At 66.1% G+C, this 13,934-nt stretch carries 11 protein-coding genes; 4 read left to right on the forward strand and 7 right to left on the reverse strand.

Annotation, left to right across the window (positions count from 1 at the left end; translation table 11 throughout):
* Window positions 1-20: 20 nt before the first annotated feature.
* The 3 genes from ACN2C7_RS14490 to ACN2C7_RS14500 all read left to right on the forward strand — a co-directional run bounded on the left by ACN2C7_RS14490 (window position 21) and on the right by ACN2C7_RS14500 (window position 4,448).
* Window positions 21-1,181, forward strand: a complete 1,161-nt coding sequence (locus ACN2C7_RS14490) for a DUF3667 domain-containing protein (RefSeq protein ID WP_419317675.1) — start codon at window positions 21-23, stop codon at window positions 1,179-1,181.
* A gap of 200 nt (window positions 1,182-1,381) precedes the next feature.
* A complete protein-coding gene (locus ACN2C7_RS14495) occupies window positions 1,382-3,469 on the forward strand; it encodes an ATP-binding protein (protein ID WP_419317676.1) in 2,088 nt (695 codons plus the stop codon).
* Between the two features lie 67 nt (window positions 3,470-3,536).
* The gene (locus tag ACN2C7_RS14500; protein WP_419317677.1) at window positions 3,537-4,448 is read left to right on the forward strand and encodes an SMP-30/gluconolactonase/LRE family protein; all 912 of its coding nucleotides are present in this window, start codon (window positions 3,537-3,539) and stop codon (window positions 4,446-4,448) included.
* Window positions 4,449-4,674: 226 nt separating this feature from the next.
* Here the strand turns inward: ACN2C7_RS14500 and ACN2C7_RS14505 are convergent, their stop codons facing one another.
* The 5 genes from ACN2C7_RS14505 to ACN2C7_RS14525 all read right to left on the reverse strand — a co-directional run bounded on the left by ACN2C7_RS14505 (window position 4,675) and on the right by ACN2C7_RS14525 (window position 8,671).
* The gene (locus tag ACN2C7_RS14505) at window positions 4,675-5,766 is read right to left on the reverse strand and encodes an NADH:flavin oxidoreductase (protein WP_419317678.1); all 1,092 of its coding nucleotides are present in this window, start codon (window positions 5,764-5,766) and stop codon (window positions 4,675-4,677) included.
* 152 nt (window positions 5,767-5,918) lie between these two features.
* A complete protein-coding gene (locus ACN2C7_RS14510) occupies window positions 5,919-7,130 on the reverse strand; it encodes an acyl-CoA dehydrogenase family protein (protein WP_419317679.1) in 1,212 nt (403 codons plus the stop codon).
* A 5-nt stretch (window positions 7,131-7,135) separates the two neighbouring features.
* Window positions 7,136-7,426: a putative quinol monooxygenase gene (locus ACN2C7_RS14515; RefSeq protein WP_419317680.1), complete on the reverse strand. Its 291-nt coding sequence runs from the start codon at window positions 7,424-7,426 to the stop codon at window positions 7,136-7,138.
* A gap of 96 nt (window positions 7,427-7,522) precedes the next feature.
* On the reverse strand, window positions 7,523-7,816 hold the full coding sequence (locus ACN2C7_RS14520; protein WP_419317681.1) for a hypothetical protein: 294 nt from the start codon (window positions 7,814-7,816) through the stop codon (window positions 7,523-7,525).
* Between the two features lie 159 nt (window positions 7,817-7,975).
* Window positions 7,976-8,671 (reverse strand): TerB family tellurite resistance protein, encoded by a 696-nt coding sequence (locus ACN2C7_RS14525; protein WP_419317682.1) that lies wholly within the window; start codon window positions 8,669-8,671, stop codon window positions 7,976-7,978.
* A 299-nt stretch (window positions 8,672-8,970) separates the two neighbouring features.
* Here ACN2C7_RS14525 and ACN2C7_RS14530 point away from each other — a divergent pair, with 299 nt between their 5' ends.
* Window positions 8,971-9,792, forward strand: coding sequence for a hypothetical protein (locus tag ACN2C7_RS14530; RefSeq protein ID WP_419317683.1), 822 nt, complete (start codon window positions 8,971-8,973; stop codon window positions 9,790-9,792).
* A gap of 191 nt (window positions 9,793-9,983) precedes the next feature.
* Here ACN2C7_RS14530 and ACN2C7_RS14535 read toward each other — a convergent pair whose 3' ends face one another.
* The gene (locus ACN2C7_RS14535; protein ID WP_419317684.1) at window positions 9,984-11,450 is read right to left on the reverse strand and encodes a GH1 family beta-glucosidase; all 1,467 of its coding nucleotides are present in this window, start codon (window positions 11,448-11,450) and stop codon (window positions 9,984-9,986) included.
* A 200-nt stretch (window positions 11,451-11,650) separates the two neighbouring features.
* Window positions 11,651-13,852 carry a putative bifunctional diguanylate cyclase/phosphodiesterase gene (locus tag ACN2C7_RS14540; protein ID WP_419317685.1) on the reverse strand — a complete coding sequence of 734 codons (2,202 nt, stop codon included), beginning with the start codon at window positions 13,850-13,852 and terminating at the stop codon, window positions 11,651-11,653.
* Between the last annotated feature and the right edge of the window lie 82 nt (window positions 13,853-13,934).

A 13,934-nucleotide genomic window follows, 5' to 3' on the forward strand; every position in this document is an offset into this window, starting at 1 on the left:
GCGGGGCAAAGGGCGGACTGATGATCGACATGGATGCAGCCGGCGGGGCGGTTACCGGCGGACTGGTGGGCAGCGCCCTGGAAAAGCCGCAGGGCAAGGCGGGCGAGGCTCATTCCGGCGCCTGCACCGATTGCGGCCAAACCGTCAGCGGCAACTTCTGCGCCCATTGCGGCCAGCCGACCCACGTTCACCGCTCGCTGCTGCATCTGGGCGAGGAACTGCTGCACGGGGTGATGCACTTCGACGGGCGCATCTGGCGCACCGTGCCCCTGCTGGTGAGCAATCCCGGCCGCCTGACGCGCGAATGGGTCGAAGGCAAGCGCTCGCGGTATGTTTCGCCGCTGGGCCTGTTCCTGTTCACGATCTTTCTGATGTTCTTCATCCTGAGCTTTGGCGGCGACAAAGCCTTCAAGATGGCCGCCACCCACGACAGCGAGACGGCGGCGCGCCAATCGGTCGCCGCCGCTCACGAAGCGATCGCCCGAGCCAAGGGTGAGTTCGCCGAGGCTCAGAAGGATGTCGCGACCGCCAGCCCATCAGAAGCCGCGAACGCAAAAGCGCTGCTGGCCAAGGCCACAGAGGATCTCGACGAGGCGGCCGATGGTCTGGCCGAGGCCAGCAACAGGGTGACACAGCTGCAAATGGAGGCGAAGGCGGCCCCCCGCCCGGATGGTCTGGCGCCTGGCAGTTGGCAAGCCACGATGCGCGACGCCGTGACGAAAGAGGACGTCAAGATTCAGGTCATCGGCGGCAAAGAGACAAACAAGAAGATCCTCAAGAAGCTGGCGAACCCCGACCTCGCCCTCTACAAAATTCAACAGACTCTCTACAAATTTTCGTTTCTATTAGTTCCACTCTCCATACCGTTCATGGCGATACTGTTTCTATGGAAGCGTGGATTTACGCTCTATGATCATGGCGTCTTTGTACTGTACTCGCTAACCTTCATGGCGATGTTGAGCATGGTGCTGAGCCTGATTGGCCAAGTGCCCTGGCTCAGCGGCTTCGTGCTCCCGATCGCCTTGATGGCGCCGCCCGCTCACATGTTTGCTCAACTGAAAGGCGCCTACGGCCTGTCGACTTTCTCGGCGATGTGGCGAACCGTTCTGCTGCTGATTTTCTGCGCCATCGCTATGGTGCTGTTCCTCGCGGCGATCATCCTTTTGGGCCTGGGCGGCTAGAGCATTTTCCGACGAAGTGGACGCCGGTTCGTCGTCAGAAAATGCGTTAAAACAAAAGACTAGAGCATTTCACCGATCCAGTCGGATCGGAAAATGCTCTAGATCGGGCCCGGCGGGTTGCGACACCAGGCCGCGATCGCGCCTTAACCAAAAAATCCGGGGTGCTGCGTAAGGTCGGCCTGCGGTCAGAGAACAGTAGCGTGCCCAAAAGCATCTATCTCCACACGGCGCCGGCCAACTGGCGAAAGCTGACGGGCCTCTCGCTCGCCTACACCGCCTGCATGGCATACAGCCTGCTGCTGGCCGAGGCGGCGAGCGGCCTGCCCACCATCTGGACGGCCAACGCGGTCGTGGTCGCGGGGCTTCTGGCCCTGCCACGCTCGGATCGCTGGGCGCTGCTGGGCTTGACCTTGCTGTTGCATGTGCTGATCCAGCTGCCCTTCAGCATGCCCCTGCCTCACCTGCTTCTGGTCTCTTGCCTCGACACGCTCCAGGTCGCCGCCATCGCTACGGTCTTGCGTATGCTGCGGCTTCCCGGCCGCGTGCGCGACATGCGCAGCCTGACGCTGCTGGTGTCGATCTCGGCGCTCCTGACTGCGGCATCCTCGGTTTGCATCAGCGGCCTGCTCGCCGTGCTGCGAGGGCAGGCCTTCTGGACGGGCTGGAACGACTGGACGATGCCCAATGTTCTGGGGATGGCTCTGGCCCTGCCCACCGTGCTGATCCTGCTCGACACCCGCCTGATGCGGGGTTTCCGGCTACGCCCGCTTGAGGCTTCGGCCATGGCCCTGATCGCAGCGCTGACCGCCGCTGCCGTATTTTCCACCCAACCGCTCCTGCAGTCCCTGCTGTTCGCGCCTGCGTTGCTGGCGGTGTTCCTGGGCGGACCGCGCGCTGTGGCCCTGGTCGTTACGGCGTCCCTGGCGGCCACGATCCCTGCGGTGATCCGCAAGACCGGCATCGACCCCGACAGCGCCCTGCCGCCCCTGCGCCAGGCGTTGATGTTCCATATCGTCCTGTATGGAGTCTGCATGGTCGCGGCCCTGGCGCTCAGCCGCCAGGCTCGATTGCAGACCCTGCTGCTGCGCGGCCAGGCCGTCGCGCGGGCTGCGCAGGCGCGGGCCATCGCCGCCAACGCCGCCAAGTCCGACTTCCTGGCGACGATCAGCCATGAGATCCGCACCCCGCTCAACAGCGTGCTGGGCTTTGCCGGCCTGGTCGCCGACGATCCCGGCCTTTCGGCCGAGAGCCGGCGGCGGCTGGACCTGGTTGGCCGCGCCGGGCGATCGCTGGCCGGGATCGTCAATGACCTGCTGGACTTCGCCAAGGTCGAGGCGGGCCGAATGGATCTGAACCTGGCGCCCGCCTCTCCCGCGCGACTGTTGGGCGACGCCGTGGCGATCGTTGCGCCTGCGGCAGAGGCCAAGGGCCTTCGGCTCACGATGAGCCTCCACGGCGACGAAACGGGGAAGCCCGCGGTCTTCGCCCTCGATGAAGTGCGCCTGGGCCAAGTGCTGCTGAACCTTCTGGCCAACGCCGTGAAGTTCACGGCCGCCGGCGAAGTGTCGGCGCGCATGGACCTGGACCCGTCAGCCGGAGCGATACGCTTCGAGATCGCCGACACCGGCATCGGCATCGCATCCGAGGTGCAGCCTCGCCTGTTCCAGCGCTTCAGCCAGGCCGATACCTCGATCAGCCGCAGCTATGGCGGCGCGGGTCTGGGCCTGGCGATCAGCAAGGCCCTGATCAACCAGATGGGCGGCCAGATCGGGGTTCAGAGTGTCCCCGACCAGGGCTCGCGGTTCTGGATCACCCTGCCGGCGACGCCGGTCGACGCGACCGAAACGGTCGGCGCCGGTAGTCTGGAGATGGTCATCCCTGGGGCGTCTCGCGTGCTGCTGGTTGACGATCATCCGATGAACCGGGAACTGGGCCACGCGCTGCTGACCCTGGCCGGTTGCGTCGTCACCACCGCCGAGAATGGCGCCCAGGCCGTGGCCTCTGCGCGCGACGGCGGCTTCGACCTGATCCTGATGGATGTCCACATGCCCATCATGGATGGTCTGGCCGCCACTCGCGCCATCCGGGCCCTGCCCGGCGCTGTGGCCAGTACCCCGATCATCGCCCTGAGCGCCGACGTCATGCCCGAGCAGATCGCGCGCTGCCGACTGGCGGGCATGAACGACCACGTCGCCAAGCCCATCCACCGGGAAAGCCTGATCGCGGCCGTGATGCGCGCCCTTGTCCCCGAAGTGGCCGCGCCAAGCGCTGCCCTTGGGTCATCCTAGCCCCGCGTCGAAACAGCCGGCTATAGTCCCCCCATCCGCCCGTCAGAGGCGCACAGGGAGAGACGTGATGGACATCGAACTCGTGGCCGAAGGCCTGCTGTTTCCGGAGGGCCCCATCGCCATGGCCGGCGGCTCGGTGATCCTCACCGAGATCCAGGGCCAGCGGCTCAGCCGCATCACCCCGGACGGCAAGCGCGAGACGGTGGCGCAGACCGGCGGCGGGCCCAACGGCGCGGCCATCGGTCCCGACGGCGCGATCTATGTCACCAACAATGGCGGCAGTTTCCAGTTCATCGACATGGGCGGCCTGAACGTGCCCGGCCCTACCCCGCCCAGCCACACGGGCGGCTCGATCCAGCGGGTTGACCTGGCGACCGGCGCAATCACGACGCTCTACACCGAATGCGACGGCAAGGCCCTGGTGGGCCCCAACGACCTGGTGTTCGACAAACAGGGCGGGTTCTGGTTCACCGACCACGGCTGCAGCACGCCCGAGGGCCGCAAGTTCGGCGCGCTCTACTACGCCCTGACCGATGGCTCGAAGATCACGCGGCAGCGCGACCACTTCGTCTCGCCCAACGGCGTGGGCCTCTCGCCCGACGAGAAGACCGTCTACATGGCCGACACCTCGCTGGGCCGGCTGTGGTCCTTCGACATCGCCGAGCCCGGCGTGCTGCCCCCCGCAGCCGGCTTCGCGCCAGGCAATGTGGTCTGCAACCTGCCGGGCTATCAGCTGCTCGACAGCCTGGCGGTCGAGGCCGGCGGCAAGGTCTGCGTGGCGACCATCATCAATGGCGGGATCACCGCCTTTGATACCGACGGGTCGACCGAGCACTTTGCCTTCCCGGACGTGATCGTCACCAACATCTGCTTTGGCGGGGCCGACATGCGCGATGCGTGGATCACGGCCTCGGGGACCGGCAAGCTCTACAAGACGCGGTGGCCGAGGCCTGGGCTGAAGCTGAACTTCAACGGGTAGGGAAAAGTCCTCCCCCTGAAGGGGGAGGGCACTCGCATATGACCAAAAACGGCTGTCATCCCGGACGAGCGCGCAGCGCGAAGATCCGGGATCGACGCCTGAGCGCCGCGTTCCAAGTCGGTCCCGGATCTGCGCCCGGCTTTGCCAGGCTTGTCCGGGGTGACAAATTCTTTGGCGTCTGAGCCACAGGCGATAGCCCTCCCCCTTCAGGGGGAGGGCCGAAAGCCTAGTAAAGAACGCCTAGGGCTTCGCGTTCGAAGTTCTTCAGTTCGTCATTGCGGCCATCGCGGATCTTCACGACCCACTCCGGATCCTGCAGCAGGGCGCGCCCCACGCCGACCAGGTCGAACTCGCCGCGATCCAGGCGCTCCAGCAGTCCGTCGATCGAGGCCGGCTGGCTGCCTTCGCCGCCGAAGGCCGCGATGAATTCGCCCGACAGGCCCACCGAGCCGACGGTGATGGTCGGGGCGCCGGTCAGCTTCTTGGCCCAGCCGGCGAAGTTCAGGTCGCTGCCTTCGAATTCCGGCTCCCAGAAGCGGCGCTGGCTGCAGTGGAAGATGTCTGCGCCGGCGTCAGCCAGGGGCGAAAGCCAGGCCTCCAGCTCCTGCGGGGTCGGGGCGTTCTTGACCGCGTAATCCTGCTGCTTCCACTGCGAAATGCGGATGATCACCGGATAGTCGGGACCCACCGCGGCCCGAACGGCCTTCAGGATCTCGGCGGCGAACTTGCTGCGAGCGGCGATGGTCGGACCGCCGAAGGCGTCGTCGCGGACATTGGTGCCATCCCAGAAGAACTGGTCAATCAGATAGCCATGCGCGCCGTGCAGTTCGATGGCGTCAAAGCCCAGCAGCTTGGCGTTGCGGGCGGCGTCGGCGAAGGCGGCGATGGTGTCGGCAACTTCTTCTTCCGTCATCGGCTCGGTGAAGGGGTTGCCGCCGGCCTTGGACAGGCCCGAGGGGCTATCGATCTTGCCCAGGACATCCTTACCCTTGGCTGCGCCGACGTGCCAAAGCTGGGGCGCGATCAGGCCGCCGGCGGCGTGAACCTCGTCGACCACCTTTTTCCACGCCGCCAGTTCCTTTTCGCCGTGAAAGCGCGGGACATTGGCGTCGTTCAGCGAGGCGTCGCGGGCCACGCCCGTGCCTTCGGTGATGATCAGGCCGACCTGGTTCTCGGCGCGCCGACGGTAATAGGCGGCCACGTCGTCGGTGGGCACGCCGCCTGGCGAGAACGACCGGGTCATCGGCGCCATCACCACCCGGTTGGGCATTTTCAGCGCCTTGAATTCGAACGGCTTGAAGAGAGAGTCGAGGGCCATGGGGCGCTCCGAAGGAGGGTCGGTGTTGGGAGAGGTTATGGAGCGGGTTGCGATTGTGGACTATGCAGAAAAACTGCAACCGAACCTGTATCTGGCTGAGGCGCCAGGCGTCCCTCGAAGCCCGCTTGGCGAGCTCCGAAGGACGGCGGCCTTCAGAGGCCCAGCACCATCTTGGCCATGATGTTGCGCTGGATCTCGTTGGATCCGGCATAGATCGAAGCCTTGCGGTAGCTGAAATAGGTGGGCGCGGCGGGCGCGGCATAGTCGGGGCCGGCCCGGCCTTCATTGGTCGGCGCCCAGGTGTCGCGGACGAACGGCGCGGCATAGGTTCCGACCGCCTCCAGGGTCAGTTCGGTGATGGCCTGCTGGGCCTCCGAGCCCACACATTTCAGCATCGACGAGACCGGTCCCACCGCCTTGCCAGCGCTGCGACCCGAGAAGATCCGCAGTTCTGCGGCGTTCAGCGCCTCGACCGAAATCTCCAGATTGGCGATCTTGGAACGGAAGTCTGGATCGTCGATCAGGCGGCCGCCATCGTCGGCCAGCTCCAGGGTTGCGATCTTGCGCACCTTGCGGATCATGTTCATCAGGCCCGGCGCATAGGCGTTGCCGCGCTCGAACTCGAGCAGGTACTTGGCGTAGGTCCAGCCCTTGTTCTCCTCGCCGATACGATTGGCGATCGGCACGCGGACATTGTCGAAGAAGACCTGATTGATCTCCTGCTCGCCCTCGGCGGGGCCATCGAGGGTCGGCAGCGGCTTGATCTGGATGCCGGGGCTGTCCATGCGGAGCAGCAGGAAGCTGATGCCGTTCTGGGGCTTGCCCTCGGTCGAGGTGCGCACCAGGCAGAACATCCAGTCGGCCCACTGGGCCTGGGTGGTCCAGATCTTCGAGCCGTTCAGCACATAGTCGTCACCGTCGCGCTCGGCCTTCATCTGCAATGAGGCCAGGTCAGAGCCTGAACCCGGCTCCGAATAGCCCTGGCACCACCAGATGTCGGACGACAGGATCGGCGGCAGGTGCTGCCTTTTCTGCTCTTCGGTGCCGAACGCCAGGACCACCGGCGCGCACATCTTCAGGCCCATGGGCGAGGGGTTTGGCGTGCCCGCCAGGCTCAGTTCCATGTTGAAGATGTAGCGCTGCGACGCGGTGAAGTCGCAACCACCCCACTCGACCGGCCAGTCCGGCGCGGCCCAGCCACGCTCGGCCAGCTTCTTTTGCCATTTCACCTGGCCGGCCTTGTCCAGATAGCCGTTCTTGGACTGGCTCATCTGGCGGCGCAGATCGTCGTCATAAGCGCCGGCGATCCAGTCGCGGACCTCCTGCTGGAAGGCCAGGTCTTCAGGCGAAAAAGCGAGATCCATGACTGCTACTCCACCGCGTCCAGATATTCGATCTCGGGACGACCGGCCATGAACGGCCCCATCGCCGCGCCGCCGGCCTTGAAATAGTCGGTGCCGCCGTGCGCCTTCAGGTCATCCATCGAGGCGTACAGCTCCAGGACCTTGTAGGTTCCGGCCTCGGTCTTGCTCTTGGTCAGCTGATAGAGAAGGCAGCCGGGCTCGTTGGCCTTCACCTTGGCCGCCAGATCCAGGAATACCGCTTCGAATTCTGAGGTCTTTTCGACCTGGACCTTCAAGGTCGCCACTACACCGATCATGCTCGCCTCCCAACGCTTGTTTGAAAGCAGCATCGGCCACACCGACGCTCGCCGCAAGGGCGACGTTGGGGAAGGCGGGAATTCAGCTGTTGGAGATTAGGGCCGCTCGTTCCAGCCGTAGGCGACCCAGGAATGGCCGCCGACATTGCGGGCTTCGATCAGGGTCGGATCGCTGCTGGTCTTGGCCTGGACGGTGCGCCGGGCCCGCAGGGCCAGAGCCACCAGACCAAAGAGCGCGCTGCCCATGAACCCGATGACCACCACCGTGGCGGCGAAGACGACGGCCAGCACCGAGCCGATGACGACAGCAGCGGAGGTCGCCAGCGCACCGGCCAGCCATGCAAGGCTGCGCAGAGCAGAACCGCCGGTCATCGTGGTCGAACCCGTCATTGATCGTCCCTTCTCAGCGTGAACGCCGCAACTCAGCACTTATGGTCAACAAGGTTGGTGCACGGACACTGAAGGTCAACTCAACACCCGCGTGATCGATCTGAAAAGCCCATTTCGCCCGAGACATAGTGTCTCGCGCCGCGACTCGCACGGCGCGGGTCAACCGACAGTCGCCAGACCCAGCTCGCGACGCTCGCGCATCACGGTGCTGAAGGCCTCGTTGATCGCCGCCGACTTGGCCTCGGCCACCTCGATGAAATCGCTGGGCAGCCCCCGGGCGCGGGCGCGATCGGGGTGCGCGGCGGACAGGGCTGCCTTCCAGGCCGAGCGCACTGCAGCGTCGTCGGCGTCGTGCGCCACGTCCAGGATCATGTACGGATCATCGGCGCCCGATCCCAGATGCACGGCGCGCAGCCGGCGAAAGGCCAGCGGCGAAAGGCCAAAAAGATCGGCCACCCGCTCCAGATAATCCAGCTCGACCTGGGTCACCATGCCGTCAGCCTTGGCGATGTGGAACAGGCCGTCGACCACATCCTCGAGGATCTGCGGGCAGGTGCGATAGCGTTTCGCCAGGCGCTTGGCGTAGCTTTCAAAGCCATGGGTGGTCTGACGGGCCAGGTCATACAGGCGGTGAATGTTGTCTTCCGAGGCCGGATCGGGCTGGAAAACCTCGCTGAAGGCGGCGAACTCGTGCCCGTCGGCCCGGCCGTCGGCCTTGGCCAGCTTGGCGCCCAGAGCCGTGACCGCCGTCGAGAACGCCGGATCCTCGCCTGGCAAACCCGCCGGACAGTCCGGGCAGTCGGCCAGGTCAAGCCGGCGCGCGGCTATGGTTGCGATGTTGCGCCAGAAAGTCATGGAAGCGGTGAAAGCCCAAAAGGGTGGCGGGGTGATGGCGAGGACGTGACGACAGGAAAGGTACGCGCGACAACGCGATACGGATCACGCTCTCTATCGGCCTTCTAACATATTCCGCCGCCTGCCCCACCCCAGGGCCGGTGGGATGAACCCGAATTCATGCTGGAGCCTTTCGCCTCCTCGCCCGTTATGGCCCAGCTTGGGAACGTGCTGACGCCAAAGGCGCCTTGCTGTGGTCCCATTCCGCTCCGAAATGCTCTAGTCAAAGCGTCACAGACCTCAAAAGGACTTCCGCCCGCATGGCGACCGCCCTCTTTCTCGCCCTGGCCATGATGGGTCAGGCGCCCGTCGCTCCCGCCGCCACGCCGCCCAGCGACGACTATGGCTATGTCGCGTGGTGCTATGGCGCTCTGGGCGGCTATGTCGATCTCTATGACCAGGTGATGCCGGAAGTCACCCGCATCGAGAAGGCCTTTCCCGGGCCCGACGGGGTCGCGGCCTCGCTGAAGACCTATCCCGAGATGCGCGCCCAGGCCCGCGCCGACATGAAGGTGTTCACCGCGGCGATCACGGCGGCCGAAAAGGCCAGCCCGCGTCCAATCTCGGAATATGGCGGCGCGGCGGTCAAGAAGGGCCGCTCGGTCTGGAGCGGCGCGGATTCGGCCAACAAGGCGCGCCTGGCCCAGGTGTGGATGAGCTGGTCGCCGCCCGGCGACTGCGAAACCCGCGCCAAGACGCTGGAAAAGAAGTCCAATATCCTGGGCAAGGCCCTGATCTACAACGCCGCCAAGCCGATCGAACAGGCCCCTGCATCGGCCGTCGAGGCCCTGCCGGAACCGGCTCCCGCGCCCGAGATGGCGCCTGCCGTTGAACAGGCCGCGCCGTCTGAACCAGTGGTGACCGAGGCGCCCAAGCCCGCGCCCGTGGCCAAGCCCGTGGCCAAGCCGCCAGCAACCAAGGTCGCGACGAAGCCGGTCGCCGCCAAGCCGGTTGTGACCAAGCCCACAGCGTCGGCCAAGGCGGAGTTCATCATCGACTTCGCCGACCCCAAGCCCTGCCCCGGCCGCCTGGAGCCCGCCAAGCGCGACGGCAAGGACGTGCTGGTCTGCAAGCCGGACTGACGCCCTCCCCCTGAAGGGCGGATTATTGCATCTGATCAAAAGCGGTTGTCATCCCGGACGAGCGCGAAGCGTGAAGATCCGGGACCGACGCCTGAACGCAGGCGCTTCCGGCGGTCCCGGATCTGCGCCCGGCTTTCGCCGGACTTGTCCGGGATGACAACGTTTTTGATCTTATGTGGCGCCGGTACGCCCTACGGCTTGACCGGCAGCGCCCCGCTTGCCGCCAGGGCCTTGAACCACCCATACGACGCCTTGGGCGTGCGCACGCCGGTGGCCCGGTCGTGCGCCACCAGGCCGAACTTGGACGTGTAGCCCAGGTCCCACTCGAAATTGTCGAGCAGGGTCCAGCAGAAATAGCCCCCGATGGGCGAGCCCGCCTCGCGCGCGGCCAGCACCGCTTCCAGATGGCGGCGCAGATAGTTGATCCGGAACGTATCGTCGATCACCGCCGGTCCGCGACTGAACGGGTCGGAACAGCCGTTCTCGGTGATCAGCACCGGCGGATTGCCATAGTCGCGGCGCACTGTCTCCAGCACCTGGAACAGACCCGACGGGTCGATGTGGCGGCCAAAGGCGTCCAGCTCCGCGCCCTTGGGCGGATTGGCGGGCGCGATCTTGCTGGGCGAGGACAGGTCCAGCCGCACATAGGCGGGCGCGTAATAGTTCACCCCCAGGAAGTCGACCTTCTGGCGGATCGCGGCCATGTCGCCGTCGCGCAACACCCCGGCCTTCAGCAGGTCTTGCACTTCCTTGGGATAGGTTCCCTTGAACAGGGGATCCAGCCAGGCGCGGTTCCACAGGGCGTCCAGGCCGTCCGAGGCCAGACGGTTCCAGAACGCCAGCTCGCCGCCGGCCGGCCGGCACGGCTGCAGCGCCATGGTGGTGCCCACCGACAGGTCGCTCCGCCCGGCCCGCAAGGCCTGCATCGCCAGCCCCTGAGCCAGGTTCATGTGGTGGACCGTCGGCCCCAGCAGATCCATGTCCTTCAGTCCCGGCGCGTGCTCGCCCAGCACATGGCCGAACACCGCGTGAACCGCCGCCTCGTTGAGGGCGATATAGTGCTTGAGCCGGTCGCCCAGCCGGTCGACCACCGCATGGGCGTAGTCGGCGAAGCGCAGGGCCGTGTCGCGGTTCTTCCAGCCGCCCTTGTCCTGCAGGGCTTGGGGCAGGTCCCAGTGGAACAGCGTGGCATAGGGCGTGATCCCCTTGGCCAGCATCGCGTCGACCATCTTTGAATAGTGGTCCAGCCCCGCCGGATTGATCGCCCCTTCCCCCGTCGGCAACACTCGCGTCCAGGAGATCGAGAAGCGATAGGCGTCCAGCCCCGCCCCGGCGATCAGGTCCACGTCGTCGGCGTAGCGGCGATAGCTGTCAGTGGCGACGGTGGCGTCGGAGCCGTCGACGACGATGCCCGGCTTCTTCTCGAACACGTCCCAGACGCTGGGGCCCCGCCCATCGACGTTCTGGGCGCCCTCGGTCTGAAAGGCCGCCGAGGCCACGCCCCAGAGGAAGTCCTGCGGGAATTGCCGGGATTTGGGATCAAGCTCGGTGTCCGGCCCGCGCGCGCATCCCGACAGGCCTAGCGCCGCCCCGCCGACGACCCCGCCCCCCAGAAGCATGGCCCCCAGGCCTCGCCGACTCACGCCTTGATGATCCACGCCGCATCCTTCCCAAGCTCAGAGGTCAGCGCCCCTGTTGAGACGGAGGATGCCGTGCAAGAACGCCGGTTGACCAGCCTTCCTTTGCGAAGGCGTCTAGAGCAAAAGTCGCCATGATTGAATCATGTCGTTTGCTCTAGATTCTTGTTTTGAAGCGTTATTTCGGCGGCGAACCGGTATCCACTTCGCCGAATAACGCTCTAGCGACGCTGGCGGGCCGAGACCTTGGCGGCGTTCGCCAGCGCCTGGCGGGCGTCTCGGGCGGCGGCGATGTCTTCGGCGGGCATGGGCCGGGCCAGCAGGAAGCCCTGGAACTCGACGCAGCCCAGCTTCACCAGGGTGTCGAACTGGGCTTGGGTCTCGACGCCCTCGGCCGTCGTCTTCAGGCCCAGCGACTTGGCCAGGCTGATGATGGCGCCGGCCACCGACGTGACCTCGCCGTCGGGCGACAGGGTGGACACGAAGGAGCGGTCGATCTTCAGCTTGTCGATCGGATGGCGGCGCAGATAGGCCAGGCTGGCATAGCCGGTGCCGAAGTCGTCCAGCGCCAGACGGAAGCCCAGGCGCTTGATGCGACGCAGGGCGTCGTGAACGCCGTCGCTGTCTTTCAGCAAGGCCGTCTCGGTGATCTCCAGCACGAAGTCGGCGGCCTTGGCCCCCGTCTCGGCCAGGATCTGCTCGATCTCGTCGACGAAGCCCGGCGCGGACAGCTGCAGGGCCGAGACGTTGACCGAGACCTCCAGCCCCGACCAGCGCAGGCTGTCATAGCAGGCACGGCGGAACACCGACCGGCCGATGGCGGAGATCAGGCCGGTGGACTCGGCCAGCGGAATGAAGATGGCGGGCGAGATGTCGCCGCGCTCGGGATCGCGCCAGCGCGCCAGGGCCTCGACGCCCTGGATGACGCCACGCGCGTCGGTCAGGGGCTGATAGGCGACGGTCAGGCGCTCCTGGTCAATGGCGGCGCGCAGGTCACGCTCCAGGCCCTTGCGCAGGCGCAGGGCGGCGTCCATCTCCGGCTCGAAGAAGCAGTAGCGGCCGCGACCCGATTCCTTGGCGCGGTACAGGGCGACATCGGCCTGTCGCAGCATCTCGGCCTGGCCCTCGTCGGCGTCGGACACCACCGCCACGCCCACCGAGCAGGACAGTTCGGCGCGGCCGATGCTGAGGTCCAGATCGCCCGACAGACCCTCGACCACGCGCTGGGCCAGGGTGGCGCAGCCGGCGGGGGTGGTGTCGGGCTGGATGATCGCAAATTCGTCGCCGCCCAGGCGGCAGATGGTGTCGGTCTCGCGACAGATGGCCTGCAGGCGGCGGGCGACTTCGCGGATCACCTGGTCGCCGGCGTCATGGCCGTAGCTGTCATTGACCTCCTTGAAGCGGTCCAGGTCGATGCACAGCACCCCCAGATAGCCCGACTTGCGCCGCAGCAGGGCGTGGGCGTGGATCAGGCGGTCGGTAAACAGGGTGCGGTTGGCCAGGCCCGTCAGGGGATCGTGCAGGGCCAGATGCTTGGCCTCGGCCTCGCTGAGCAGCAGCTTCTTGGCGGCGCGGCGGGTGACGCGGAACAGCATCAGAGCGCCGATGCCGGCGGCCAGGGCGGCCAGGGCCAGGATGGGCGTGGCCTGCTGCAGCAGCTCGGCGCCCGGCTTGCGGGGGTCCCAGCGCAGCACGATGCCGCGGCCGTCCGGCGCCCGGCCCAGCAGGGTCTGGGCGTTCTCGCCCTTGATCTGGCTGGCCGGCACGATCTCGATACGGGCGTTCTTGAGCAGGAAGCGCTCGGAGAAGGCGTTCACCACGCTGCTGGCGACCGGCATGCCCGAGACCACCAGCGGCGCCCGGGCGCCGCGCGTCCTAGCCTTCAAATCCGGACGCACCAGGGACACGGTGATCATCACCGCCTCGTTGCCCACCAGCTCGACGCGGCTGAAATGGACCGCGCGCATCTTGGCGACCTTGGCGGGGTCGGTTTCGATCGCGCGAACCTGGCTGATCAGCTTCTGGGTCTGGGCGGCGTAAAGGCCGAAGGATTCCGGCGCGACATCCGTGCCGTTGATGTGGCCGTAGATCGGCCTGTTGTCGGCGTCGAGCACGAAGACGACGCTGTAGCCCAGGGCGCCGCCGATCGAGGAGCCGATGTTCTGGTTGGCCCAGGCCAGGTCGAAGTCATTGTCCAGCTTGTGGATCGCCTCGTCCCAGATGACATAGGGATTGAGGCTGGTTTGAACTTCCTTGCCGCGCTGACGCAGGCCATTGCTGACCAGGGTCTGTTCGTACTGGCGCTCGCGCAGATCGGCCTGGCGGGTGGCGGTGAACAACAGACCGGCCGCAACCAGGACCATGGCGGCCGCCATGCCCATGATCAGGCCGAAGATCTTCAGCTCGATATTGTTGCGATTCATACGCGGGTCCCGGCAGGCGGACGCATCAGTCCACGCCACGCGTTGCTGAATCCCTTACTGGAGCGATTTTTTGGATGTTTTG

The organism is Caulobacter sp. ErkDOM-E, assembly GCF_048541895.1.
GTDB lineage: Bacteria > Pseudomonadota > Alphaproteobacteria > Caulobacterales > Caulobacteraceae > Caulobacter.

Coding starts and splice junctions, on each gene's coding strand:
- ACN2C7_RS14490 (WP_419317675.1), top strand. CDS start 21: ATGATCGACATGGATGCAGCCGGCGGGGCGGTTACCGGCGGACTGGTG.
- ACN2C7_RS14500 (WP_419317677.1), top strand. CDS start 3,537: ATGGACATCGAACTCGTGGCCGAAGGCCTGCTGTTTCCGGAGGGCCCC.
- ACN2C7_RS14505 (WP_419317678.1), bottom strand. CDS start 5,766: ATGGCCCTCGACTCTCTCTTCAAGCCGTTCGAATTCAAGGCGCTGAAA.
- ACN2C7_RS14510 (WP_419317679.1), bottom strand. CDS start 7,130: ATGGATCTCGCTTTTTCGCCTGAAGACCTGGCCTTCCAGCAGGAGGTC.
- ACN2C7_RS14515 (WP_419317680.1), bottom strand. CDS start 7,426: ATGATCGGTGTAGTGGCGACCTTGAAGGTCCAGGTCGAAAAGACCTCA.
- ACN2C7_RS14520 (WP_419317681.1), bottom strand. CDS start 7,816: ATGACGGGTTCGACCACGATGACCGGCGGTTCTGCTCTGCGCAGCCTT.
- ACN2C7_RS14525 (WP_419317682.1), bottom strand. CDS start 8,671: ATGACTTTCTGGCGCAACATCGCAACCATAGCCGCGCGCCGGCTTGAC.
- ACN2C7_RS14530 (WP_419317683.1), top strand. CDS start 8,971: ATGGCGACCGCCCTCTTTCTCGCCCTGGCCATGATGGGTCAGGCGCCC.
- ACN2C7_RS14540 (WP_419317685.1), bottom strand. CDS start 13,852: ATGAATCGCAACAATATCGAGCTGAAGATCTTCGGCCTGATCATGGGC.